Annotated in this window: 20 protein-coding genes; 11 read left to right on the forward strand and 9 right to left on the reverse strand. The window is 50.0% G+C overall.

Annotated elements, in window-relative coordinates; all coding sequences use genetic code 11:
• Positions 1–70 precede the first annotated feature (70 nt).
• The 3 genes from ACJJID_RS15990 to ACJJID_RS16000 form a co-directional block, all read right to left on the reverse strand.
• The gene (locus ACJJID_RS15990) at positions 71–1,330 is read right to left on the reverse strand and encodes a pyridoxal phosphate-dependent decarboxylase family protein (protein WP_444920335.1); all 1,260 of its coding nucleotides are present in this window, start codon (positions 1,328–1,330) and stop codon (positions 71–73) included.
• Between the two features lie 272 nt (positions 1,331–1,602).
• Complete coding sequence (locus tag ACJJID_RS15995) at positions 1,603–2,226, reverse strand: GDSL-type esterase/lipase family protein (RefSeq protein WP_444920336.1); 624 nt, start codon at positions 2,224–2,226, stop codon at positions 1,603–1,605.
• Positions 2,227–2,388: 162 nt separating this feature from the next.
• Entirely contained in the window at positions 2,389–3,078 is a 690-nt protein-coding gene (locus tag ACJJID_RS16000; RefSeq protein WP_444920337.1) for an ArsR/SmtB family transcription factor, read from the reverse strand.
• Positions 3,079–3,164: 86 nt separating this feature from the next.
• Between ACJJID_RS16000 and ACJJID_RS16005 the strand changes: the two genes are divergently transcribed.
• On the forward strand, positions 3,165–3,485 hold the full coding sequence (locus ACJJID_RS16005) for an NIPSNAP family protein (RefSeq protein WP_444920338.1): 321 nt from the start codon (positions 3,165–3,167) through the stop codon (positions 3,483–3,485).
• A 15-nt stretch (positions 3,486–3,500) separates the two neighbouring features.
• Positions 3,501–3,818, forward strand: coding sequence for an antibiotic biosynthesis monooxygenase family protein (locus ACJJID_RS16010; protein WP_444920339.1), 318 nt, complete (start codon positions 3,501–3,503; stop codon positions 3,816–3,818).
• 109 nt (positions 3,819–3,927) lie between these two features.
• Here the strand turns inward: ACJJID_RS16010 and ACJJID_RS16015 are convergent, their stop codons facing one another.
• The 6 genes from ACJJID_RS16015 to ACJJID_RS16040 are packed head-to-tail and all read right to left on the reverse strand — an operon-like array spanning position 3,928 to position 9,944.
• The gene (locus tag ACJJID_RS16015; protein WP_444920340.1) at positions 3,928–5,088 is read right to left on the reverse strand and encodes a DUF3570 domain-containing protein; all 1,161 of its coding nucleotides are present in this window, start codon (positions 5,086–5,088) and stop codon (positions 3,928–3,930) included.
• Positions 5,075–5,293: a DUF4266 domain-containing protein gene (locus ACJJID_RS16020; RefSeq protein ID WP_152455513.1), complete on the reverse strand. Its 219-nt coding sequence runs from the start codon at positions 5,291–5,293 to the stop codon at positions 5,075–5,077. Before ACJJID_RS16020 ends, ACJJID_RS16015 begins: the two co-directional genes overlap by 14 nt.
• Positions 5,294–5,298: 5 nt before the next feature.
• Positions 5,299–5,775, reverse strand: coding sequence for a TlpA family protein disulfide reductase (locus ACJJID_RS16025; RefSeq protein ID WP_444920341.1), 477 nt, complete (start codon positions 5,773–5,775; stop codon positions 5,299–5,301).
• A gap of 33 nt (positions 5,776–5,808) precedes the next feature.
• Positions 5,809–6,462 carry an outer membrane beta-barrel domain-containing protein gene (locus ACJJID_RS16030; protein ID WP_444920342.1) on the reverse strand — a complete coding sequence of 218 codons (654 nt, stop codon included), beginning with the start codon at positions 6,460–6,462 and terminating at the stop codon, positions 5,809–5,811.
• Entirely contained in the window at positions 6,432–7,328 is an 897-nt protein-coding gene (locus tag ACJJID_RS16035; RefSeq protein WP_444920343.1) for an SH3 domain-containing protein, read from the reverse strand. Before ACJJID_RS16035 ends, ACJJID_RS16030 begins: the two co-directional genes overlap by 31 nt.
• 3 nt (positions 7,329–7,331) lie before the next feature.
• On the reverse strand, positions 7,332–9,944 hold the full coding sequence (locus ACJJID_RS16040) for an HzsA-related protein (RefSeq protein WP_444920344.1): 2,613 nt from the start codon (positions 9,942–9,944) through the stop codon (positions 7,332–7,334).
• Between the two features lie 226 nt (positions 9,945–10,170).
• Between ACJJID_RS16040 and ACJJID_RS16045 the strand changes: the two genes are divergently transcribed.
• The 9 genes from ACJJID_RS16045 to ACJJID_RS16085 all read left to right on the forward strand — a co-directional run bounded on the left by ACJJID_RS16045 (position 10,171) and on the right by ACJJID_RS16085 (position 23,179).
• A complete protein-coding gene (locus tag ACJJID_RS16045) occupies positions 10,171–11,397 on the forward strand; it encodes a hypothetical protein (RefSeq protein ID WP_444920345.1) in 1,227 nt (408 codons plus the stop codon).
• A gap of 5 nt (positions 11,398–11,402) precedes the next feature.
• On the forward strand, positions 11,403–13,925 hold the full coding sequence (locus tag ACJJID_RS16050) for a LamG domain-containing protein (protein ID WP_444920346.1): 2,523 nt from the start codon (positions 11,403–11,405) through the stop codon (positions 13,923–13,925).
• Between the two features lie 155 nt (positions 13,926–14,080).
• A complete protein-coding gene (locus ACJJID_RS16055; protein WP_444920347.1) occupies positions 14,081–15,652 on the forward strand; it encodes a hypothetical protein in 1,572 nt (523 codons plus the stop codon).
• A 12-nt stretch (positions 15,653–15,664) separates the two neighbouring features.
• On the forward strand, positions 15,665–16,663 hold the full coding sequence (locus ACJJID_RS16060) for an FAD:protein FMN transferase (RefSeq protein WP_444920348.1): 999 nt from the start codon (positions 15,665–15,667) through the stop codon (positions 16,661–16,663).
• A 113-nt stretch (positions 16,664–16,776) separates the two neighbouring features.
• Complete coding sequence (locus tag ACJJID_RS16065) at positions 16,777–17,301, forward strand: AraC family transcriptional regulator (RefSeq protein WP_444920349.1); 525 nt, start codon at positions 16,777–16,779, stop codon at positions 17,299–17,301.
• A gap of 6 nt (positions 17,302–17,307) precedes the next feature.
• Entirely contained in the window at positions 17,308–19,404 is a 2,097-nt protein-coding gene (locus ACJJID_RS16070) for a hypothetical protein (protein WP_444920350.1), read from the forward strand.
• Positions 19,397–22,264: a tetratricopeptide repeat protein gene (locus ACJJID_RS16075; RefSeq protein WP_444920351.1), complete on the forward strand. Its 2,868-nt coding sequence runs from the start codon at positions 19,397–19,399 to the stop codon at positions 22,262–22,264. The genes ACJJID_RS16070 and ACJJID_RS16075 overlap by 8 nt, the downstream gene beginning before the upstream one ends.
• Positions 22,251–22,901: a tetratricopeptide repeat protein gene (locus ACJJID_RS16080; RefSeq protein ID WP_444920352.1), complete on the forward strand. Its 651-nt coding sequence runs from the start codon at positions 22,251–22,253 to the stop codon at positions 22,899–22,901. The genes ACJJID_RS16075 and ACJJID_RS16080 overlap by 14 nt, the downstream gene beginning before the upstream one ends.
• On the forward strand, positions 22,901–23,179 hold the full coding sequence (locus tag ACJJID_RS16085) for a hypothetical protein (protein ID WP_444920353.1): 279 nt from the start codon (positions 22,901–22,903) through the stop codon (positions 23,177–23,179). The genes ACJJID_RS16080 and ACJJID_RS16085 overlap by 1 nt, the downstream gene beginning before the upstream one ends.
• The last annotated feature ends 101 nt before the right edge of the window (positions 23,180–23,280 follow it).

Here is a 23,280-nt window from a genome sequence, read left to right on the forward strand (position 1 = left end):
TATTGCCATCGCGTATTGCGACAGTGCCAGGCCTTGTACACAGGAACTGCCAGGTTATAAGCCGAATTTATTACTTAGCCTCAAGCACCTGTTCCATCGCCCGGCGGATAGAATCCAATGACAAAGTAATATCCTCCGCCGTGGTAGCCCAAGAAGAGATGCTGAGACGTAACGCCATTCTCCCCTGCCACACAGTCGTACCGAACCAGCACACGCCCTCCTCCTGCACAATACCAACAATCTGCTGCAACGCGGATTCGTCATTGATACTGGCGACCACCTGATTCAGCACCACTTCATTAAGAATCTCAAAGCCCAAATTGGCCAGGCCATCAGCAAACTGACGGGCAAAGTCGCAGCAACGCTCCACCAAATTAGCCACACCTTCACAGCCCATCTCCTGAATCGCCGCCCAAACCTCAACGCCCCGGGCACGGCGGGAAAACTCAGGCACCATATCTTTCGGTGGTACCTGGACATTAGCCTGTAAATAAGGCGCCTGTGTAGTCATAACACGGTGCACTGCCTCGGCCTCGCGACAGATAGCAACACCACAATCGTAGGGGGTATTCAGCCATTTGTGCCCATCAACCGCCCAGGAGTCCGCCAACGCCACAGCCGCGGTCAGGTGTCGCAGCCTAGGTGAAGCCGCCGCCCACAAGCCAAAAGCGCCATCCACATGTACCCAGGCTCCAGCCGCCTTCGCCCTTGGAATGATTTCTTCAAAAGGATCAAAATGACCGGAATTTACATTGCCTGCCTGCAAACACACGATGGTGGTTTCATCTAATGCGGGGAAAGAATCCACAAGCACCCGGCCCTGATGGTCACAGGGAGCTTTCACCAATTGGTCTGTACCAATTCCGAGAATCGACAAGGCTTTATGCACTGTGACATGGGATTCTTCAGATACAATAATCCTCAGCGGCGGTGCTCCGGCGACTCCCTTTTTAGCCAGATCAATATCCAGTTTCTCATATTGATGGTTGCGCGCCGCAGCCAGACAAACCATGTTCGCCATAGAGGAACCAGTGGTAAATCCAACACTACTTTCTTCCGGCAACTCTAATAATTGCAACAACCACTGAGCGGCAATGCGCTCCAAGTAAATTGCCGATGGTGCCGATGATTCGAGTACTGCTACCTGATCCCAGGCCGCATTTAAAATAGAGGCCCCCATTGCCGCTGGAGTAGAGCCTCCGACCACCAAACCAAAAAAGCGACCACCGGTACTCGCCACAGTGGCGGGAGATGCGTAATGATGGAGGTCTGCAATCACCTGTTGCGCATCCTGCCCTTTGCGGGGCAGGGAAGAGTTTAATCTTGCCAACTCAGCCAACTCCAAGGATGATGGACTAACTCTTCGTTCGCGTATTTTGGATATATACTCCTCAGCACATCGACTTGCCTCAGACAGAGCCTTCAAAGATTCCAAATTACTGGTGATGTTATTATTTCCCATCTTTCCGCCTCACACTTCCCTTTATCAAAATTCCTCAACATTCTTAGGCGGTAGCGAAAATTTCGCAACAAAAAATAAAATATCGATCAAATATGAACGATTGATAAGGTCATAAATCACATCCATTCAAAGCAGATAGCCTAAAAATAATTTTTCGAAATAAAATCCCAGGTCTGCTCACAAAGTAATTGATGCCCAACGGGGTTTGCATGGAGCCCATCTTCAGAAAGCAGCGGAATAATCTCCAGTGAGCCCCATAAACTTTCAAAATCCAGAACGGGGGTGCCCTCACTCAAGGCCACCTCTCTCACCACTTGGCTATACAGCTGTGCGTCTTTTTGAAAGAAATAGCTATCACTATCGCGATAGGGCGTTGTTCGCCGCTCATCAAAGGGGATGCCGGTCATGACAAAGCTGGGGGCGATTTTACTGGATGCTTGCAGTAGCTCCAACATCGCTTGACGAAAAAAATCCAAGGCTACCGTATTCTTTGACTCTTCCCCACCAATACGGCAAATATCATTATAGCCGGGGTAGAGTCCTATTAAATGAGGTCTTCTCACAGAGAGTTCCGCAGAAACCCGCTGAGTAAGCGATACAACACTTTCACCAAATATTCCCAATGCGTAGACTAAGTTTTTGGGATTCAAAGATTCGAAACGGAAACGAAACCTTTGAACGAATCCTCCCAGCTCCGTATCACCTCGGCCATAGATGGAGCTGGAACCAATAAAGGCTAACTTTTTGGGAACTCTTCTAGTCATAGGAATAACCTACACGTTAATTTGGATTGCCTACACGCTACAAGTCACCACCAACAGAAAAATAGTTTAAAAAATAAATGAAACGCGAACTTAAAGAGCAATTTTTCAAGCAATATAAAATTCCTATATGAATAGGCGGGTAATACACCCATTTACCGCCCGTCAACAAATTTCAAATGATATTCGATAGTTATGCAGGAATTTCTTAAGGCCGACGTTTGAGAAGTCAATCACGCGAGAATCCAATCTTCTCCGCGCCCAGTTTTTGCTAAGCGCATCCTCTAATATCCATTGACCCAGACTGCCTGCCAGGTGGTTGCGTCTCTCACTCCAGTCTAGACAAGACTTGCACAATGGAAGCCGAGCATTTTTCAACCCCTCAATATCAACACCTAGATTTGAGAAAAATCCCCTCCCTGTTTCGGTCAATTCCGCACTCTGAGACTCTTCGATGATGACACCTTCTGCCATTAAAGAATCATATAGGGCAACACCGAGGCTCCCGGCCAGGTGATCGTAACAAATTCGAGCTTTTCTCAGGTCCGGATTTGCAGGGCCAGTATCAACACTTCTTTGCGCCAGCGTACTACTTATGTTGAGTAGCTTCTCTAGTATTTCCGCCACCTGATGATCGCGCAACTGAAAATACTTATGGCGCCCCTGTTTGCGCACCAACAGTAAACCACCCTCGGTGAGCTTGGATAAATGCGTACTCGCTGTCTGAGCACTAATATCAGCCTCACAGGCCAACTCGGTTGCCGTCAGGGCTTTGCCACTCATCAGTGCCATTAGCATTCTCGAGCGAGTCTTATCACCAATCAGACCCGCCACCAGGGAGATATCAGGCTCCATACACACACCAGATAGTTCGTTGTAGATCGAAGCATAAAAAATGCCGAGCCATAGAATGCAACTTATTCCAAACAGAGGCAAAACCTATGACGATTACCTGTTTTATCGAGTATCGTATAAATCCCCATCAACTGGATGAATTCAGAGAGTATGCAGTGAATTGGGGAAAAATTATCCCTGAGTGCGGAGGCGAACTCTTAGGCTATTTTCTACCCCATGAAGGCACAAATAATCGTGCCGTTGGACTGATCAGTTTCGATAGTCTGGCAAGTTACGAGCAATATAGAGCACGACTAAAATCATCGGAAGATGGCCATAACAATTTTTTATTTGCCCAAAGGCATCAATTTATTCTGGGGAAAAGCGCTCATTCCTCACCGCTGTCCCATCTACTTATATACACTTGAAGGGAGGCTAGAGCCTTGATTGCAGTAATCTTTGAAGTTAAACCTAAAAAGGACAGCAAAGAGGTCTACTTTTCCAAAGCACGGGAACTGAGAGAGTATCTCGAACAGATTGATGGGTTTATCTCTGTGGAGAGGTTCGAGAGCCTCACCAACCCAGATAACCTTCTTTCGCTATCTTTTTGGCGGGACGAGCAAGCCGTACGATCCTGGAAGTGCCAGTTCCAGCATCGGAATGCTCAACAACTGGGCAGAGACAAGCTGTTTGATCACTACCGGATACGAGTTGCCAAAGTAATAAAGGATTATGATATTGATCGAAATGATGAGAATTAATCCTCTCTAGCTTTCAATTTCAACCACTACTCTCAATGGGAAGTATGCTTCCCTATTGAGAGGAGTTCTGAGTTTCAACAATCGATATCCAATTGAAAGAAAGGGATTATCAAATTCGCACCGTCCAGAAAAGGCGGATAACATTTGCAGAGAAACTATAGGCTGGCTCGCTTCCAGGTGTTATGGCACTGCCATCATCATGCACCGTTACGTCTAGGAAGTCTTCATAGTCAAAAAGAATATGATCCCAGTAGAAACTAATACTGTTCTTTTGGTTGAATAGCGACCAGCGTTGTGGCAACTCATAGGAAATCCCCAAACCAAAGGCCAGGGTGGTAAAATTACTCATTTCCTTATCTCGCGCTCGGAAATTAGTGGCATTCAGATAAGGAAATAAGTCGCTATAAAAATCGGCGCTGGATTGTTGGTAATAGCGGATCTTGCCTTCTAGAATCCACTCATCTTGCTCTTCCAAGGGATGGGTATAACGAAATTCAATATTATCCGCATTTATCCCCCAACTATCCGCATAGCGACGATACTCACCTTTTATTGATGCACGGTAGGGCAGCCGATATTTAGCCCGAATAGACACGGCATCACTGTTGCGTGTTCTTGGGTAAAGTTCAGCCTGGTAACTAAAACCTGTACCAGATGCAGGGTCCAAGTAGCGTACGCTGCGGTAGGGATTGTTGAGAAATCCCTCATCGGAGACCGTCTCGACACTCAACTCAGCAATCAACTTTTGAGTAAGTATCTGGTTCCAGCTGAACGCGTAGCGGCGATGTTCCGCTTCATCAGCAAAATTATCGTCGCCATTTCGATATACATCGTCGCTACCATAGCTGACACGTAGATCAACGGTGCTAAGATCACCGAAAAATCCCTGGCTGATACCAAAAGCAACTGTCTCTGCCTCATAGTCATTTTCCGAACTATTGGTATAACCCACACTAATGGTTGTTTTATCTAGCAAATAGTCTGCACCGAAAGAGTATTGATCTCGCTGTTCAGAGTATTTACTGGCAGTTGCTTCCACATCAATAGAGGCCCCGGAAATCATATCCACATAGTAATTTGCAGAGAAGGAGACATTGCTACCAATATTCTTGCGAATCAATACCGAGGGGCCATCAATGGTCACGCCTCCACCACTATAGGCATGATACATATTATCGGCCCGCTCCTCAGGTAACACAGCAGCAGAAACGTAGGCCGGAAAAAATACCCCTAAAGCGAGGCAATAGCGCAACAATTTAGTTACAACCACATCCGCCTCCACTACCACCTTCGGCTCCCCTGGCCGCTTCACGAGCTTCATAGACATGGTTCATATAACTGGCGGCAACCGGATCTCTTTCAAAACTCATAATTGGGTCCGCCAGATATTGACGTTCGTAAGGAGCAATCCAGGGTGTTACTGTGCAGCCACTGAATAGCGATACCGACAACAGCGGCAACAAGTAGCGCAACATAACTATTACTCTCGGATTAATTCTTTGATAATCTTTTTATAGGCTGCCTCATCACCGTCGCGATAGCCTTTATGGATATGACGGACATTGCCATCTCTGTCTATAAAAACGGTGCTCGGCATAGCATCAATACCGTACATTTTGCTCACCTCACTGGTGCTATCAAACAAGATGGGGAAATCCACCGGTATTTTCCCCAATAATTTCTCAGCATCAGATCGATGTGCATCCACATTTACCCCCCAAACCTGAAAACCAGCTGCAGAGTAACGCTCGTGTAACTGATCCAGTAAAGGCATTTCTTGCCGGCAGGGCCCACACCAGGATGCCCAGAAGTTCAGCATAATCACTTCACCACGCTGTTCCGCCAGGCGCAGGTTTGCTCCTTGATTAGAAGCCAGAGTGAAATCTCTAGAAGGTTCGGAAGCACTAATTCCTATCGACGATACAAGTAATACAAATGAGACAACGAACCGTAACATATTAAAAATCCTTATCGACTATTTTTAAAATAATTAGAAAAATACAGTAAATCCTAATTGGCTAGACAGGTTGTGGGTGGTTTGTGCCTCGCCAAATAATTCGTGTTCAAATACGTGATCACGCACATCAAAACGTAATGCCAACCAATCATTGGCCAACAAACGCACCCCGACACCGAAGTTGTAGGTAAAATGTTCTTCATCTGCAAAAGAGGTATTTCCGGCGCCACTTACCAAGTAAAAGTCAGTGTTGAATACCCAGTCATCCGAGATAAAATATTCTCCTTGAAAAATATTCCAGCCCAGTGAGAAGTTGTAATAGCTCAGCTCCCTTTGCTCATCGGTCAATAGAGGAGCAGCACCACTTAAACGCTCAAAGCTGGACTCACCTAACTCAGTTTGCGCATAGGTGCCCTCCATAAATAAATCTTCAGTAATATGGTAGGAAACTGATGTACCATAAAGTGCATTGGAGCCAAAGTCTTCTACATTAATAACCCCGGCAAAAATACCCAGCTCAATATTTTCACTATCAATCAGTGCATCACGCACCTCACGACGCTCCAAATCTGAAACGACAATATCTGCGATAATATCCTCACCTTGCTGGGCAACACAGGCTTGGGCACTAAACAGTGCGGATAGGGTTGCAGTGCCTACAGATATACGTCGAAACCAAGTTTCCACTCGACTATCTCCTGATTATTTTCCCGCGAGGTGAGCAGGTAGTGATTGGCGTATTCCGCCTTAAGGGCAAAACGGCGCGATAAATAGGTTTTTATCCCTATGCCTGCCAGCATGACTGTATCCTGGCGATCTTCTGTAGCGATAATAGTTGCGTTAGGCGATGTGATATTCAGACCAGCACCAAGTAGAAAATAAGGAGACATTCGCCAGTGTGGGAACGGCTGATGTACTACTGCCATTTGATACACTTGGCTATCAGAAAACTCGCCGACAGCCTGAGTAGCCCGCAATTCGGTAGCTAAATTAGAGGTAAATTGGTAGCCGAGCGTTGTCCCCAAAGAGTTGGCTCCGGCAAAATCGCCATAGGAGAAACCCAGATAAAAGAAACCTGCATCCACGTCCCTGAAATCTGGTAGGGGAACTCGCACCAGCTCACCTTCCTCGCCATAAATTTCCTGCAGATCCGAAATCCGTACCCAACCGGTTTTATTACGCGGTGCCAACACTTTTACCCAATCGGTACGGCGCTTAAGCAACCAGATTTTTTCGCCATATTCAGCTACGTGAAAAATCGGATAGCCACGACCGGGGCCTCGATAAATATTGATATATGCATTACCCACTGTAACCCGCTCAGCGTCGTCAGGTATGTCGGGTTGAGCATCAATAACAATGGGATTTATTCGGTTCGCTTTTTCTTCTTCTGCTGGGCGTCCCTCTGGTAAATTCTCCAAAGCTGTTTGCACTTCAACTTCTACCCCCTCAACGGCTTGTGTAGCGTTGGCACCATCTGCAAATACCAAAGCAGAGAGCAAGTTGGTTCCCAACAGTAGGGTCGTTAAAACATATTTTTTAATAATGGACATAGATCAATCAGCCGGCGCAGCAAAAGGATCGTTATAGTACTGGGCGCCGATATCCAACCACTCAGCAATCAGGCGCAATTCAGCTGGTTGCAATAATCCCGCGTGCGCACCACCGGGAGAGAACACTGGAAAAAAAGTACTTTCTGCCGCATTTTCAGCCAGAACTGAAGAGCTGGTTACAACAACCATCACCGGAATAGGATTACCATTCGCATCGAGAATTAAATTGCCATCTTCATCGGTTTCAAACACCGGATTGCCCTGGTTATCCGTCTCCTGTCGCATCCGCGGAGTTAAAATTCCGCCGACAAGATCCAATATCGGACTGTCAACCAGTAGCTCGGCATAAGAGGTAAACCAAGCATCGTTTGCATTGGATGCGCTGGCGGTGAGATCCAGTTGCGCAGCGGGGACTCGTGTAGCGCCAGCGGCATCTACTGGGGAGTGACAGGCTATACAGGTGTTGTCACTAATCACTGTGCCGGTGTTATCCACAACCTGACGTGGTAACTCCCAGATTGGCTGAATATGCTGTTCGTAGTGAATAACACTCCGACAATTGCTATTCCAATTATCTAGACAGACCAGCGGCGCAGGGATTTCAGTCAATAAATTGGCGTAGGTCAGGGATATATCAGTATCTTTGGCGCGAACTGCTGGATCGGTCCAGACATCAGAAAAGTGTATATCCCCTTTTAATCCAACTTCTCCAACAATCCGAGCCAATAACTGCGCCATGGTTTCACCCATTTCTGCCTGCAGCGCGGGCTCGGTATTGGCAAAGGGCGCTGCAGAAGTCGGGGCTCCCTTCCAGGCAGATTCCAGCTGCATATCCTCGCGACCATGCGCGACTTCACTCTCGCTAGTGTGACAGCCATTACAGCTACGTACTTCGCCAGGTCGCAACTGCAGCCAGTTATTGTGCTGCTCAAAAATTCTCTTGCCCTCAGCATCCACTACTGAAATTGCGAAGGGAATATCAGCTGGTACTTTGACTCGTACAGAACCATCGGGTTGTATAGGTGTATAACCCAGGATTTCACGCATACCCTGTCGACGGTTGCGCCCAAAAGCCGAACCATCAAAATCCAGAATATCATCGTCTGGAATCGCCACCGCTTTAACGATACGCAGGAAACGCGCGGGACGCTCATCGGCAGTAGTGATAGCAGGATCAGCGAGAGTTTCTATTCCCGCTATATCCTCACCATCAAAATCGTAGACGCTACGGATATCCAAAATACCCACAGATTCCTGCACTAGATCGCCATCTACGTCTATTCCAGGAATTGGGTCGGGAATATAAGTTGGCTCCGTGTGGGGCTCCAGGGCCACACCCTCAGAAATCATTTCGCCTTCTTCTGCGACGATAATTGGCAATTGGGTGCCGGCCTCGTAATCATAGATCCACAGGCCAAAAAGAGGATCAGCTAAAACCGGCTCCTCTTCTTCCCCTATTGTTTCCGGGCAAGGACGCAGTAGCTCCGTTTCTTCCTCCACAGTACGACATTCACTCCAGGAGACGAGCAGTCTGCTAGTGCCATCGTAGAAAGGCCACGCTGCAGAGAATGTGCCATGGTATGAGAATGTCCCATCAGTGGTGACTTCAGCAAAGGAGATAGAGTGCTGACCAACCAGCTCACCCTCGCCGCCGGCCTCACTGTAGGCTTCGCTGTAATTTATTCCATCGATAGCCACTAGGTCGCCGCCGTAACTTACTCCCGCAGGTGAACGCAGGTTTACCAGTAAACGTCCATCAGGCATTTCACGCGGTTTGGAGAAAGTCGCAATAGAGTTTTCGGTTCCGGTTTCCTGGCTGTGGTAACCATAATGGAATGACAGGTCACTACCATCTGGTTTGATGGTATAGAGGCTTAAACGATCTACACCGGCGGCATTATCCCAACGATTAAACAGGATACGCCCATTATTCAGTACAGTGGGATTGAGATCGTGGCTTTGATTGAATGAGATCTGACGAATATCACTGCCATCCGCCTCCATCACATGTAATACAAAAGCGGGGGCATCCTGATCATCTGTCAGAGCAGAAAATTGAGGCTTATTATCATCCAGTAACAAAGCACGCGCTCGGCGTTGGCGACTAGAAGAAAAAACTATACGTCCATCTGGCAAGAAAGCCGGGGCAACATCCTGCCCTTCCTCTGCAACAAGGTCGGATTGTATGACTCTTTTCAGTTCTTTGGTTTCAAGATCATATAACCAGATATTCCAGGTGGGCTGCTCATCGTCATCAGCATCTTCCAATTCCGGTGCGCGCATCGAGAATATCAGGCGCTGGCCATCTGCTGAGGTATTCAGGTCTTTAACATCGTAGTCACCGGTAAAAACTTCTGCGGTAATTACCTTCTCTGCAGCACTTGCTGTAGCCCGATCCTTAAGGACCAGCTCGGCTCCAGCGAAAAAATCCTGGGGTTTGTATACGCTGTCTGGCTCCAGGGTACCTTCATCACCCTTAATAAGCTGGCGACGCACGAAGGCAATAGGGTAATCCACTGCCACCGGATCTTCCGCCTGCTCCCCACCACTTGAGGAACCACCGCCACTACAAGCAGCTACCAACAGCAGTAGCGGCACTGCACGCAAAGATTTCATTATTTTTTATCCACCCGGCATAGGCACCAGCAATATGCCGGTAATATTTGCTGAAGGCCCTTCATTATTCTGTGCGCGGTTATTACCGCTGAGGGTAATTCTCGCAAGTTGCGCACAAAAAGTTTGCCAACTGGGACGCAAATATTAAAAGTCATTCTGACATTATCGAAATTCGCTTTTAGTATGCCTTGACATACCCCACTGACCCCATCGACAAAATAATCCAATGAAAAATAATTCGTCCCGAGCGCGTAAGATCCAGCTCACAGTGGTAGGCGCAATAATTGGGGCCGGCCTTTGGAATCTTCCAGCACTCGCTGCCCCACAGGATCAGGCCCTGCAAATTCATAGTCGTATCACCGGCACTATTCCCTCTGAAAGTGTATTGCTGGATATGGCCGAGGACATTGCTAACGGCGATCCTGCCAGCGCTGCCTATACAGCGATGCAACACGATGATTTCTTTAATGTGACCCTTAAAAATCTGGCCACTCCCTGGACTAACGAAGAGCAGGATGTGTTTGCGCCATTGAACGATTACAGCGCAACCGTTATCGGCATGGTGCGGGACGATATGGATTTTCGCCAATTGCTATCGGCAAACATTCTGTATACCGGGAATGTTTCCGGGCTACCAGGCTACAGCACCAGTAATAATGATCACTACGAAGCTCTGGAAGCTGGTGGTTATTCCCTGAAAGAAAATCTCACCCAACAGAGTCAGTCATCCCTCAATGGACTCCCTGCCAGCGCCACCGCTGGGGTGATTACCAGTCGCGCCGCAGCAAAAGCCTTTTTTAGTGCTGGCACCAACCGAGCCATGTTCCGTTTTACTCTGCTCAACCACATGTGCCGGGATATGGAACAAGTGCAAGACAGCACTCGGCCACCGGATCGAATTCGCCAAGATGTGAGTCGCAGCCCAGGTGGGGATAGCCGGGTATTCCAGAACAACTGCGTCAGCTGTCATAGCGGCATGGACCCTATGGCTCAAGCATTCTCCTATTACGATTATGTCTACGATGCGGACAATGATCCGGAAGGTAATAACGGAGCCCTCGACTATAACGGCGCAGGAGATACAGACCCGGAAACCGGCAGTCGCGTGAAAGCCAAAAACCATATTAATGCGGCAAATTTTCCCCACGGATATCAGCTACCCGACGATCGCTGGGATAACTACTGGCGTGAAGGGCCCAACCTTCACCTGGGGTGGAGCAACGCTCTGCCCGGTAGCGGTAACGGGGCAAAGTCACTCGGTGAAGAATTCGCTAATAGTCGCGCTTTCGCCACCTGCCAAGTCACCAAAGTTTTTCGCCAAGTGTGCTTACGTGAACCCGAAGATGCCAGTGATCGCGCTCGCATAGAAACCATCACGGACAACTTCAGTAGCTCTGGTTACAAACTGAAGCAGGTATACGCCGACACTGCAGTTTATTGCGCGGGGGATTAATAACAATGAAAACTTTTAAGAGCCTGCAGATATTCACCTTCCTGTGCACAGCCGCATTTCTTGCCGCTTGTAGTGGCGGCAGTGGCCAGGATACGGAAGAGCAGCCAAATACCAACCAATCCAATAATGGCGCCAGCTATTCAGGGCCTGCACCGGAAACCGAAGATGTCAAACAGTACAAGCGCTATATCTGGGATAATCTGGCCGAACAAAATCGCTGTGGTAGCTGCCACGTAGAAGGCGCACAGAGCCCCCATTTTGTGCGTGGTGATGATATTAATGCAGCCTACGATGTTGGTCGCGAATTAGTAAATCTGAGCCTCCCAGAGGAATCTCGCCTGGTGACTAAAGTAGGTGGTGGGCACAACTGTTGGCTCTCCAGCGACGACGCCTGCGCTGAAATTATTACCAATTATATTGAAGAGTGGGCCCGAGCCAGCGGCGGCCTCAGTAATACCGTCACATTAACTCCCCCTATTGAACGCGATGTGGGTGCGAGTAAGAGCTTCCCGGTCTCCAGTAGTAACTTCGGTACTACCGTTTACCCGGTACTACGTAACTACTGTGCCAACTGTCACAGTGAGGATGCCGCGCTCACACAAAAACCTTATTTTGCCAGCTCCGATTTGGATCTCGCCTACGAAGAGGCGAAAAGCAAAATGAACCTGGACACCCCCGCGGACTCACGCTTCTCCGTCCGTCTGGGTAGTGAATTCCACAACTGCTGGGATGATTGCTCAGATAACGAAACGGAGATGACAGCTGCCATCCAGGCCTTTGCCGACAGTATTGCTCCTACTGAGGTCAATCCAGATTGGGTCCTTAGTAAAGCCCTGCTTCTCACCGATGGCATCGTCGCCAGCAGTGGAGGCCGCATAGAAAATAATGCGATCGCCCTGTATGAATTCAAAACCGGCAGCGGCACCACGGCCTATGACACCTCCGGGGTAAACCCAGCCATTGATTTAGCTCTTTCAGGCGATGTGGAGTGGATCGAGTCCTGGGGTTTACAGCTGAAAGGGGGTAAGGCCCAGGGCGCTACGGCTACGAGTCGCAAGTTATACGAAACCCTCACAGCCACCGGCGAATACTCCATTGAGGTTTGGGCCGCGCCGGCCAATGTCACCCAGGAAGGTCCCGCGCGTTTAATCACCTATTCCGGCGGCGACGATATTCGCAACTTCACCCTTGGCCAGGCGCAGTACAGTTACACATTCCAGAACCGCAGTGACAATACTGATGCGGACGGCATGCCAGCGCTAATGACTGTTGATGCAGACCAACTGGTACAAGCCAGCTTGCAACATGTGGTCACGACCTACGACCCCATCAATGGGCGCAAACTCTATGTAAACGGCGCCGATACCGGAGAAATAGACCCCAGCGAAGCGGGACTACTCAGCACTTGGGACGACACCTTTGCCCTAGCGGTTGGTAGTGAAGTGAGTAACGGAAATAGCTGGCAGGGTTCTATCCGCATGCTGGCGATTCACTCTCGCGCACTCTCTGCCGAGGATATTGCCACCAACTATGAAGTAGGTGTCGGAGAAAAATACTTCCTGCTGTTTAAAGTTGAAGAACACACCGGCATTACTGAAAGCTATGTAATGTTTACCGTTCAGCAGTTCGACAACTATGCCTACCTGTTCAGTGAACCTACCTTTATCAGCCTGGATGAAAGTGTCGATCCGAAAGGTATCGCGATCGAAGGCATGCGTATCGGTATTAATGGTCGCGAAGCGGAAGTGGGCCAGTCTTGGGCTAAATTATCCGCCGAAATCGATGATAGTTACGTGCCCCTGCAAGGCCAAAAGCTGTCGAGGCTTGGCACTATCATTACCCTCGATAAAGGCCCCCTGGAAGATGAGTTTTTCCTAACTTTCGAGCGTATCGGCAACGCTAGCTTTACTCGTGTAGAGCCCACACCTGCCGAACCACCGGAGCCAGCAGATCTGGAGGCCCAACCGCGTATTGGCCTGCGCCGCTTCGAGCAGATTAACGCCAGTCTCTCTCGCGCCACCGGCATTTCCAGCGCCCACCCGGATGTGATGGAAACCTGGGAAGCCGTGAAGCGCCAGCTACCTGTCTCCAGTGATATCACCGGATTCCTGGCTGCACAACAAATGGGTATCACCCAACTTGCCGTGAAATACTGCAGCACCCTGGTGGATTCCAATGCGCGCGGAAGTTATTTCCCAGGTTTTGATTTTAATGCTCCCGCTAATACAGCTTTTGACAGCGCTAGTAAACGAGCACTAATTATCGATCCACTGAAACAGAACTTACTCGGTCACGAAATGACCTGGCACGACGGTAGTCATTCACAGCTCGCTAGTGCACCCCCTTTATTTGACCAGGATTTAGATCAGGATGGAAAGTTTGAAATACAAGGGTTGGAAGATGAGTTGAATCGACTCATTAACACTATGACCGATTGCGGGAATAACTGTGCATCAGATCGCACCGAAACCACGGTCAAGGCGGTATGCGCCGCTGCCATGGGCAGCGCTATGATCCTGATTCACTGATTAAAAAAACGGGCTGGCACCCAGGTACGGTTTTAAGCATCGTACCTGGGAAAATTAATCACAGCCTAGACAAGATTGTTGAAAAAAATTTTAACAATCTGCTAAAAATTCAAAAAATAATTTACCGGCATCCCGGATAAAAATCCGCAAAGATTATGAGCAAGAAAAAACATTTTGAGCTGGACCAACCCCTACGGCATCCGGACCACCATCGTCCAGTAAGCCGACGCGATTTTCTCGGCCAGGGTTTTCGTACGGGCATGGCTACCATCCTCGGCGGCTCGATATTCAGCATGTTCGCCAATCCACGTAATGCCCATGCAGCTCTATCTTCCGATCTGGAAGGCCTGCGCAAGAGCAACGGTGGCCCTTGTGATGTAAGCGCTTTCGGCGCCGGTAAAATCCCCTTTATCTGTTTCGACCTCGCCGGTGGAGCCAATATCGCTGGCTCCAATGTATTGGTAGGCAAACAAGGTGGCCAAATGGATTTTCTTGGCACGGCCGGTTACAACAAACAGGGCCTGCCGGGCGATATGATCCCCTCTGCGGGTGCAGGTTTTGTCAACACCGACCTGGGCCTCGCCTTCCATAGCGACAGCGGCATATTGCGCGGTATCTTGGAAAAAGTGAGCTCCGGCACTGCTACTGCTACCAACGGTGCGGTGATCCCGGCGCGCTCGGAAAACGATACCGGCAATAACCCCCATAACCCCATGTACGGAATCAACAAGGCCGGGGCCAATGGTTCCCTACTGGCCCTGATCGGCTCTCGCTCCAGTGATTCCGGTGGTAACTCCATGGCTCCATTGGCAATGATCAACCCTGAAGTTCGCCCCACCAAAGTGGACAGGCCTTCTGATGTTACCGGCCTCGTAGATGTGGGCGACCTGGTGGGCCTGCTCAGCCAGGACGATACCGTAGCAGTCATGGAGTCCATGTACCGTATTTCTAATGCCAAGCTGAGTAAGGTAAACACTCGCGTAGGAACCGATGCAGTTATCAAGGAAATGATTCGCTGCGGCTATATGAAGAGCGCCGACCTGGCCGACCGCTTCGGTAACCCCGCCGTTCTAAACCCCGAGGCCGACCCGGATATTGTCGGTCCCTCCGGTATTTTTACCAGCGCTGAACTGAGTGGGGATGGGGAATTCCGCAAAACCGCCTCAGCGATGAAACTAGTGGTGGATGGCTATGCCGGTGCCGGCACTATCACCATAGGCGGCTACGACTACCATACCGGCGACCGCGCCACCGGTGAAATGCGCGACCTGCGTGCCGGCCGCTGTATTGGCGCCTGTCTGGAGTATGCTGCACGTCGCAACCAGCCGCTGATGATTTATGTCTTCAGCGATGGTTCGGTTTTCTCCAACGGAATGATCGACGACTCTGTCGAAGGTCGTGGCAAGGGCGTGTGGACCGGGGACGATCAGCAAACCGCTGCTTCTTTCTTCCTGGTATACAACCCTGCGGGGCGCCCGCAATTACTCGGTGGCAGTGCCGACGAACAGGCAAGACACCAACAGCTGGGTTATATGCGTTCCTCCGGGGATGTAGAAACGTCCTCAAGCCCCGCCGCCAACAACGTCAATCTATTGGTGGAAACTGTAGTGTTGAACTACCTGGCCCTACATGGTGAACAAGGTAACTTTGCCAGCCTCTTCCCCAACAATGGACTCGGAAACGGCACTCTCATAGACAGCATGACCGCTTTTGCCCCCATAAGATAATGTGAAATCGAAATGCTGCGTTTTATTCGATCCATCCTAATAGGCAGTGCCGCTCTCTGTGCAGCACCGGCACTGGCCGAGTGGCATTATGCCGAGCGTGCAATTATGGGGACTGAAGTCAGCCTGCAGCTTTGGCATGAAGATGCCAGTGAAGCGGAAAACCTGATTGAGAAGGTGATGGCAGAATTCCACCGCCTGGATAACCAACTGTCACCCTACAAACCAGAGAGTGAATTGTCCCAAGTCAATCGCGAAGCAGGTAGAACAGCGGTCAATATTTCTGATGAGCTGCTTTCTCTGGTGGATAAGTCTCTCTGGTTTAGCCGCCTGACCGATGGAGCCTTCGATATCAGCTACGCTACTCTCGGCAAGCATTATGATTTCCGCAATAAAAAAAGGGCTGACACGGCCCTTACCGATTCTCTGTTGGAAGCTCTGAATTACCGTCACTTGCATCTAAATAAAAAGTCAAAAACCCTACGATATGGTCACAAGGAGACAAAAATTGACCTAGGTGGCATTGCCAAGGGTTACGCTGTGGATAAAGCCATTCAGATTCTCGAACAGGCTGAAGTCTGTTGCGCCAGTATCAGCGCCGGTGGCGATGCACGAATGCTCGGTGATAAACACGGTGAACCCTGGTTGGTAGGCATTCGCCATCCACGAGAGAAAAGCAAAAATGCCGCTGTGATCCCCCTAAGTAACACTGCCATTTCAACTTCCGGTGATTACGAGCGTTTTTTTATTGATGAACAACAAGAGCGTGTTCATCATATTTTTAATCCAAATACCGGAAAGCCAGCTGATACCACAGTTGGAGACAGCGATAAATTGATCAGTGTCAGCATTATCGGCCCAAGGGGTTTTGATACCGACCCGCTTTCCACCAGCGTTTTTGTCCTGGGTAAGAAAAAAGGACTGGCACTCATTGATCGCCTGCCCCAATTTGAAGCGGTGGTTATCGACAGCAACAAACGCCTGTTTTTCAGCCAGGGACTGATAAATCCATAATAAACGTTCCAACGTCATAAAAAAATTGCCAACGGGATCACACCAGATAGCTGCGCCCCTGACATAATTTGCGCCATTACACAATAAAGCCAAAAACAATCGAAAGGCCTTCCATGGGACGCGTTCTCCAGCTGCTTATTTTCTCACTCGTCCTCGTGTTGAGCGTAGCGTCTCAGGCTCAGCCAGAGTCTTTTTCCGCTGAAAAGCTGGAAAATCTAAAGCGCGATGTCATTAAGTTAAACCGGGATTTGTTAATCCTGGAAGAGGACCTACTCTACCCGGCACAAAGCCAAGTGGCTTTTTATGTTTCTGTGGATATTGGCCACTATTTCCAGTTGGACGCAGTCAAATTACATATCGACAATAAACTCACGGCTAGCCACCTGTATACCGAACATCAGCGCAATGCCCTTGTTCGCGGTGGTATTCAACCCCTGCACAAAGGCAACCTAAAATCTGGTAACTACAACATTTCCGCATTCTTTACTGGCCTTGGGCCCGAAGGACGTGAGTATAAGCGGGGTGCTACTTTAGAGCTGGAAAAGACCGACGAGCCCGTTGTTATCGAGTTACGCATCTCAGATAAAACCGGTAAACAGCAGCCGGACTTTAAACTGATCCAATGGCCTACGCCCTGATTACCCATGTGCTACCGGCCTCTCTCCCACATAATCTTCCTGAGTATCGCTCTGTTAGGTACCAATCTGCCGGCTTACAGCGCAGAGACCGAAGGTACCTCTGAAAAAATAGCTGCTCAGGAAAAGGCGCAATCCGAAGACAAAAAGTATCGCCAAGCTCAGGATATGTCTTATGGAGCAACCCTGTATGAGTACTTTCAGGGCAATAACTTCGATGCCCTTAGCACCCTGCTTGTCGCCAAGCAACGTGATTCAATTAAAGTTCACCGCGACAGTGCCGCGTTGATTGAGGGGGGAATCAGCCTCAGCTTTGGTCTGCATCGGCGCGCTGCCGAACTTTTTGAGTTACAGCTTCAAACCGGCAACCAAAATACAGATTCCAAACTGCACCAGGCAGCCTGGCTGAAACTGGCAGAGCTGAACTATTTGCAGGGTGACTTTTCCTTAGCGGCAAAAAATCTGGAAAAATCTGGAGCCATAGATTCCTCCACCCTCCCCCTTAACCTGGCCTTGCGCAGTGAAGAAATCACCTCAGCCCGGGAATTCCTTAAAAGAGCTAATCTGCCGTTGGCAGAGCGCCTACTCGGGCATATCAATCTAGGCGCAGCCTTGGCCCGAAGAGGGGAGTTAGTTGCCGCCGCCGAGGAATATCGCTTCGCAAGCCCACTGGCAACTGAGCAGGACGAACCCTCAGAGGATATCCTGATACTCGCGGACAAAGCGCATATCGGCGCTGGCTACGCTCTGGCATTGTCAGAGCAGTTTTCCCAGGCCCAAGCTGAATTTTCCCAAGTGCGCCTGCACACCCCCTGGGCAACCAAAGCCCTGCTCGGGCTCGCCTGGTCTTCGATCAATAGCGAGCAATACCAGAAGGGTGTAGATGCCCTGCTTTTTTTATTGGCAGAACACCAACACAGTCCCTCCGCACGGGAGGCCAGGGTCGCCCTGCCCTATGCCTATGAAAAGCAGACTGAACGCAATAAAGCCCTAAGCGCCTATAGTGATGCAGCCACATATTTCGAGAGCACTTTGCAGCAGCTGCAGTACCTACAGCGGGCACTGTCTTCAGAACCGCTGGCAGACGCCAGTCAATTTAGCCAGTCACAACGCTACGGCTGGCTACAGCTGGCTCAAGCCGCACCCTTACTGCGGGACAACCAGCATTTTCTCTTACCCATTTTACAGAGCGATCAATTCCAACTGCGCCTGTCGGAGCTGCGCGACTTGCAGCAGATGGATAGGGTGCTCTATGACTGGTCGCAAAAAATTCCACAATGGCATTCATTGATCGAAGAGCGTCACCAAAGGCGCACCGGCATTATCGGGCAGTACCAGAGCGCTGAGTTTGACCAGCAACTGCAAATCGCCAAGCAACACTACCGCAATCTCAACGATGCCCTGGCCCAAATAGAACAGGAGCGTGACGTACTGACTCTGCTCGAAGCTACCGGCAACGGGGAGGGCGGAAATCACAGTGAGATATTCGAGATGCTGGAGATACTCCAGGGCGCTGAGCAACGCTATCAACTGCTACGCAGTAACGGTAAGGGGTCCGACTACCAGGGCGAGACCCTGGCTAAAGCCCGTGGCATTTTATTGTGGCAAGCCAGCGAACAGTATCATCACCGCTTGTGGCAACAGCGCAAAACTCTGCAACTACTCGAATCCAGCTTGCGCAATGGTGAGAAGCAGCTAGGTAAAACCTCTGTAGAAGTGGGGCGCGCACCGCAATTGACCCAGCTTACAGAGCGTCTGGCTAGCACTGCGGCGCAATTATCCGGCCAACGCGCAGCCATAGCCAAAACGGCTTCAGAGGTTGAGGCTGCCCTTCGCCGAGATATTATTGCTGAGCTGGGGCGAGAGCAGTCGCGGATTCACGGTTACCAGGCCCACACCCGCCTCGCTATCGCGCGCTTACAGGATGTCTCAATGCTAGAGGCCGCCAACCAGCCTCCGCCAAAAAACCCTGAGAAAAATACTCAGGTGGAAACGCAACATGGCGAAAATACTCACGAAAAAGGCAATGCCATAGTAGAGAAAATAACTGAGGAAAAGACCGCAGAAGCTCTATTGCCCGATAATGAAGGGGGGCAGAGTGAATAGGTTTGGTTCCAGAAGCTTTTCCCTGCGCCTGCTCACTGCCGCTATCTGCTGTATCAGTACCGCCTGCAGCAATCAGTCCGCACTGACACTTGCAGATCTGCCCACGGCCACGGCTACTTCCACAGAAGAACCTGTATCAGCGCCCCCTGGGTTGATATCGGTTGATCTCGCCACTCTGGTGCAGAGCTATCAACAAGCACTGGCCAGCCAGCCAGACCCGCAGATTCGCGCACAGATTCGTTTGCGCCTGGCCGATCTGGAAATGGAGCGACTGGAGCAACATCAGGCGGATAACCCGGAAGTTTCAGTCGGTTTTGCCAGTGCGGTGCAGCACTACCAGACACTCGCCAAAGAGAGCCCTCGAGACGACTATATTCTCTATCGCCTGGCGCGAGCTCGTGCTATGGATGGCGAAATGCCAGGCGCACTGCAAGCACTGGAGCGCATCGCCCAGAGCACACCTGACTCACCTTTTATGGGGGAGGTTTTATTCCGCCGAGGCGAAGCGGCTTTCAATCGCAAGGAGTATTCGGCAGCGGCACGGGACTTCCGCGCATTGCTGGAAAAGGGCGAAAGTCCATTTTCCGATAATGCCCGCTATATGCTCGCCTGGTCAGAGTTTAAATCCAGCGATTACCGCCGTTCCACGGAGATATTTCTCGAGTCTCTAAATATTCTGCAGCGGCGTGCCAGCGAAGCAGAGTTACCTCTGGGCCAGAAGCGCCTGCGCGAGGATAGCCTTCGCGGCCTGGCCTTGAATTTTAGTTACCTGGGCGGTGCCGAAGCTATCGAGTCCTTTAATCCCGATGGCAAACCACGAGGTTATCAGCACCTGCTGTACAGCGCTCTGGGCAATTGGTATCGAGAAAAAGAGTTATTCCGCAACAGCGCGGATACCTATCTGGCTTTTGTTAAGCACTACCCCAATAGCACTGAGGCGCCATCATTACATTTGCAAGCTATTGAAACACTGCAAAATGGCGGCTTACACGATGAGGTGCTTCCAACCAAGCGGGAATTTGTACAACACTATGGCATTCGCAGTGAGTATTGGCAGGAGGCAGAGACAAGTCAGCGCGAAGCCCTGGCACAGTCACTGCGCCCCTGGCTTGAGGAGTTAGCCCAATTTGACCACGCGCGCGCGCAGGAACTTGCTCAGCTAGCAAGCAAGGCACCGGCTAATAAAAGTAAACAAAAACAGCAGCTAAAAGCTCAGTCTCGCAAAGCTTACCTAGCGGCAGCGGAACTCTACCGGCAGTTTTCCCAGACTTTTCCACAGGACCCCCGCACTCCACCAATGGTCTTCCTGATGGCCGAATGCCTCGAGCAGGCTGGCGACTACGCTGGAGCCTGGCGCGCATACAGCCAGGTAGCCTGGGAATATCAAGATAAGGAGCATGGTGCGGAGGCTGGTTATGCAGCCATTCTTAGCTCTGCACAAGTGCATAAAGAAACACCGGATCAGGATGCCGAGGAAAAAATCCTGTGGATGGATCGCAACATTGAGGCCAGCCTTAAATTTGCCCAGAGCTGGCCACAGGATAAAAGAGCCTTACCAGTACAACTATCTGCCGCAGATAAGCTGCTACAACAGTCACGTTTTGCCGAGGCTATTGCCGCTGCACAAGCGGCAGATCAGTGGAAGCCACCAGCGAATAAGGCTCAGCAATTAAATATCGCGATGATCCTGGCTCACAGTCACTTTTCATTGAAAGACTATATGGCTGCGGAAGAAGCCTATACCCGTGCGCTGAATATACAGCCTAAGGATAGCCATTTGCGCGAGGACACACGCAAGCAACTTCAACTTTCCATCTATAGGCAGGCAGAGTTGGCACTTGCGCAACCAGCACTCACCGAGGATGGCAGAGAAATTCCCAGTGAGGAGGCATTGCGCCACCTGCTGCGAATCAGGGAAAGTGGCCGCAGCGAAATTGCAGCCACCGCCCAGTATGACGCGATCAATTACCTGATGGAATTACAGCAATGGCAGCGTGCCAGTGCTGAACTTGCAGACTTCCGGAGTTTCTATCCTGCACATCAGCTGGCACCTACCCTCGCCGCCAAGGCGGTCGTTATTTTTGAAGCCTTGAAAATGCCTGCCGCTGCGGCGGGCGAATTACTGCAACTTGCACAAAATGATCCCGACCGAGAAGTGCGTCGCCAATCCTTATTCCTCGCGGCGGAAAGCCTGCAAAAAGCAGGTGAGCATCAAGGTGCCATTGAGAGTTACCGTAACTACAACAAGCTCTGGCCAAAGCCTGCTGAACAGCGTCTGGAAGCACAATATCAGTTGGTGCAACTGTACGGGCAAACCAATCAACCTAATAAACAGAATTATTGGCTACAGCAATTAGCAAAAAATTCAGAAAAATCCCCTCGGGGCCGCTACCTGTCCGCCTATTCCCAAAGCGCATTGGCAGAGCAGAGCTATGAAAAATTCGCTTCATTAAAATTGCACTTGCCGCTGAAAACCAGTCTCGCCAATAAAAAGCGCGCGATGAAAACCACCGTGGCCGATTATCGCAAGGTTCTCGAGCTGGAAATTGCGGAATTCACCACCCAGGCTAATTTCCGTTTAGCTGAAGTTTATCGACAGCTCAGCCATGACCTGATGGAATCTCAGCGCCCCAAAAATCTGACTGACCTTGAGTTAGAGCAGTACGAAATCCTACTCGAAGAGCAGGCCTTCCCTTTCGAGGAGAAGGCGATAGAGCTGCATCAGGCCAATATTCAGCGCACCAGTGATGGAATTTACGACGACTGGGTCAAACGTAGTTTTGCCTCCCTCGGCGAACTGTTGCCCGCACGCTACAAAAAACCGGAAGCAACCCTGGAGTGGAGCCATGCACTGCATTGATTTGCGCAATTGCCCCAGTGGTATCTTTCGCTTCACAGCAACACTACTGATTCTGGCGACCCTCAGCGCCTGTGGCAGCCTTCCGTTGGGTAAAAATGCTCAGCCGAAGGACGCCTCAATTGAACATGCAGTTACGGAAAATCCTTATTTGGCGAATGCCAAGCGGGTTCCCAAAGAGGCCAGCGTCGCTATGGCCCAGGCACACGAGAGCTTTAACAACGGAGATAGCTCAACCGCAGTGCAGCAGCTACAGCAGGTCATTGAACGCTGGCCAGAACTCTCTGGCCCCTGGCTAAACCTCGGGATAGTACAGCAAAAAAGTGAACAGGCTGAGAATGCGGAAAATAGCTTTCGCAAGGCGATTAAGGTCAATGACAGTAATGTATTTGCCTGGAATCAGTTGGCTGCCCTACTACGCGACGCAGGCCGTTTCGAAGAGGCTGAACAGTGCTACCTGCAGGCGCTAAACCTTTGGCCCGACTTTAGCGATGCGCACCGCAACCTGGGTATTCTCTATGACCTCTATCTAAACAGGCCGGAAGAGGCATTACAGCAATACCGTTTGGCCCAGAGCAGTCGTGAACAAGAAGACAAATTACTCGGCGCTTGGATATTGGAACTGGAGCGTAGACTCTGATGCGAGATAAATTAATTATTCTAATGTCCGTAATATGCACCGGCTTCACCGCCCGTGCAGAAGAAATTACCACACTGGAATCCACGGTAATCGGCAGTCAGGAACAGCCCAAGGTGCTGTATATCATTCCTTGGAAGCAAGCCGACAGCCTGCAGCGCCTTGATAGTTCTCTGGCCCAGAATTTTAATACCGTTTTCAAGCACCAGGAGCTCTCAGAATTCAAACGGGAAATTCAACTGCTCAGTGCCAAGCCGGTTGTTGAAGAAAAAAATGAATAGAAAAAATAATAATACTCATAAAGCACCACAAACTAATGTAATCATGCTTTTTTGCTGAAACTCAGCACTCCAGTGGAGCAGGGATAAGCCACCGCAGGTAT

The organism is Microbulbifer sp. CnH-101-G (assembly GCF_052466775.1).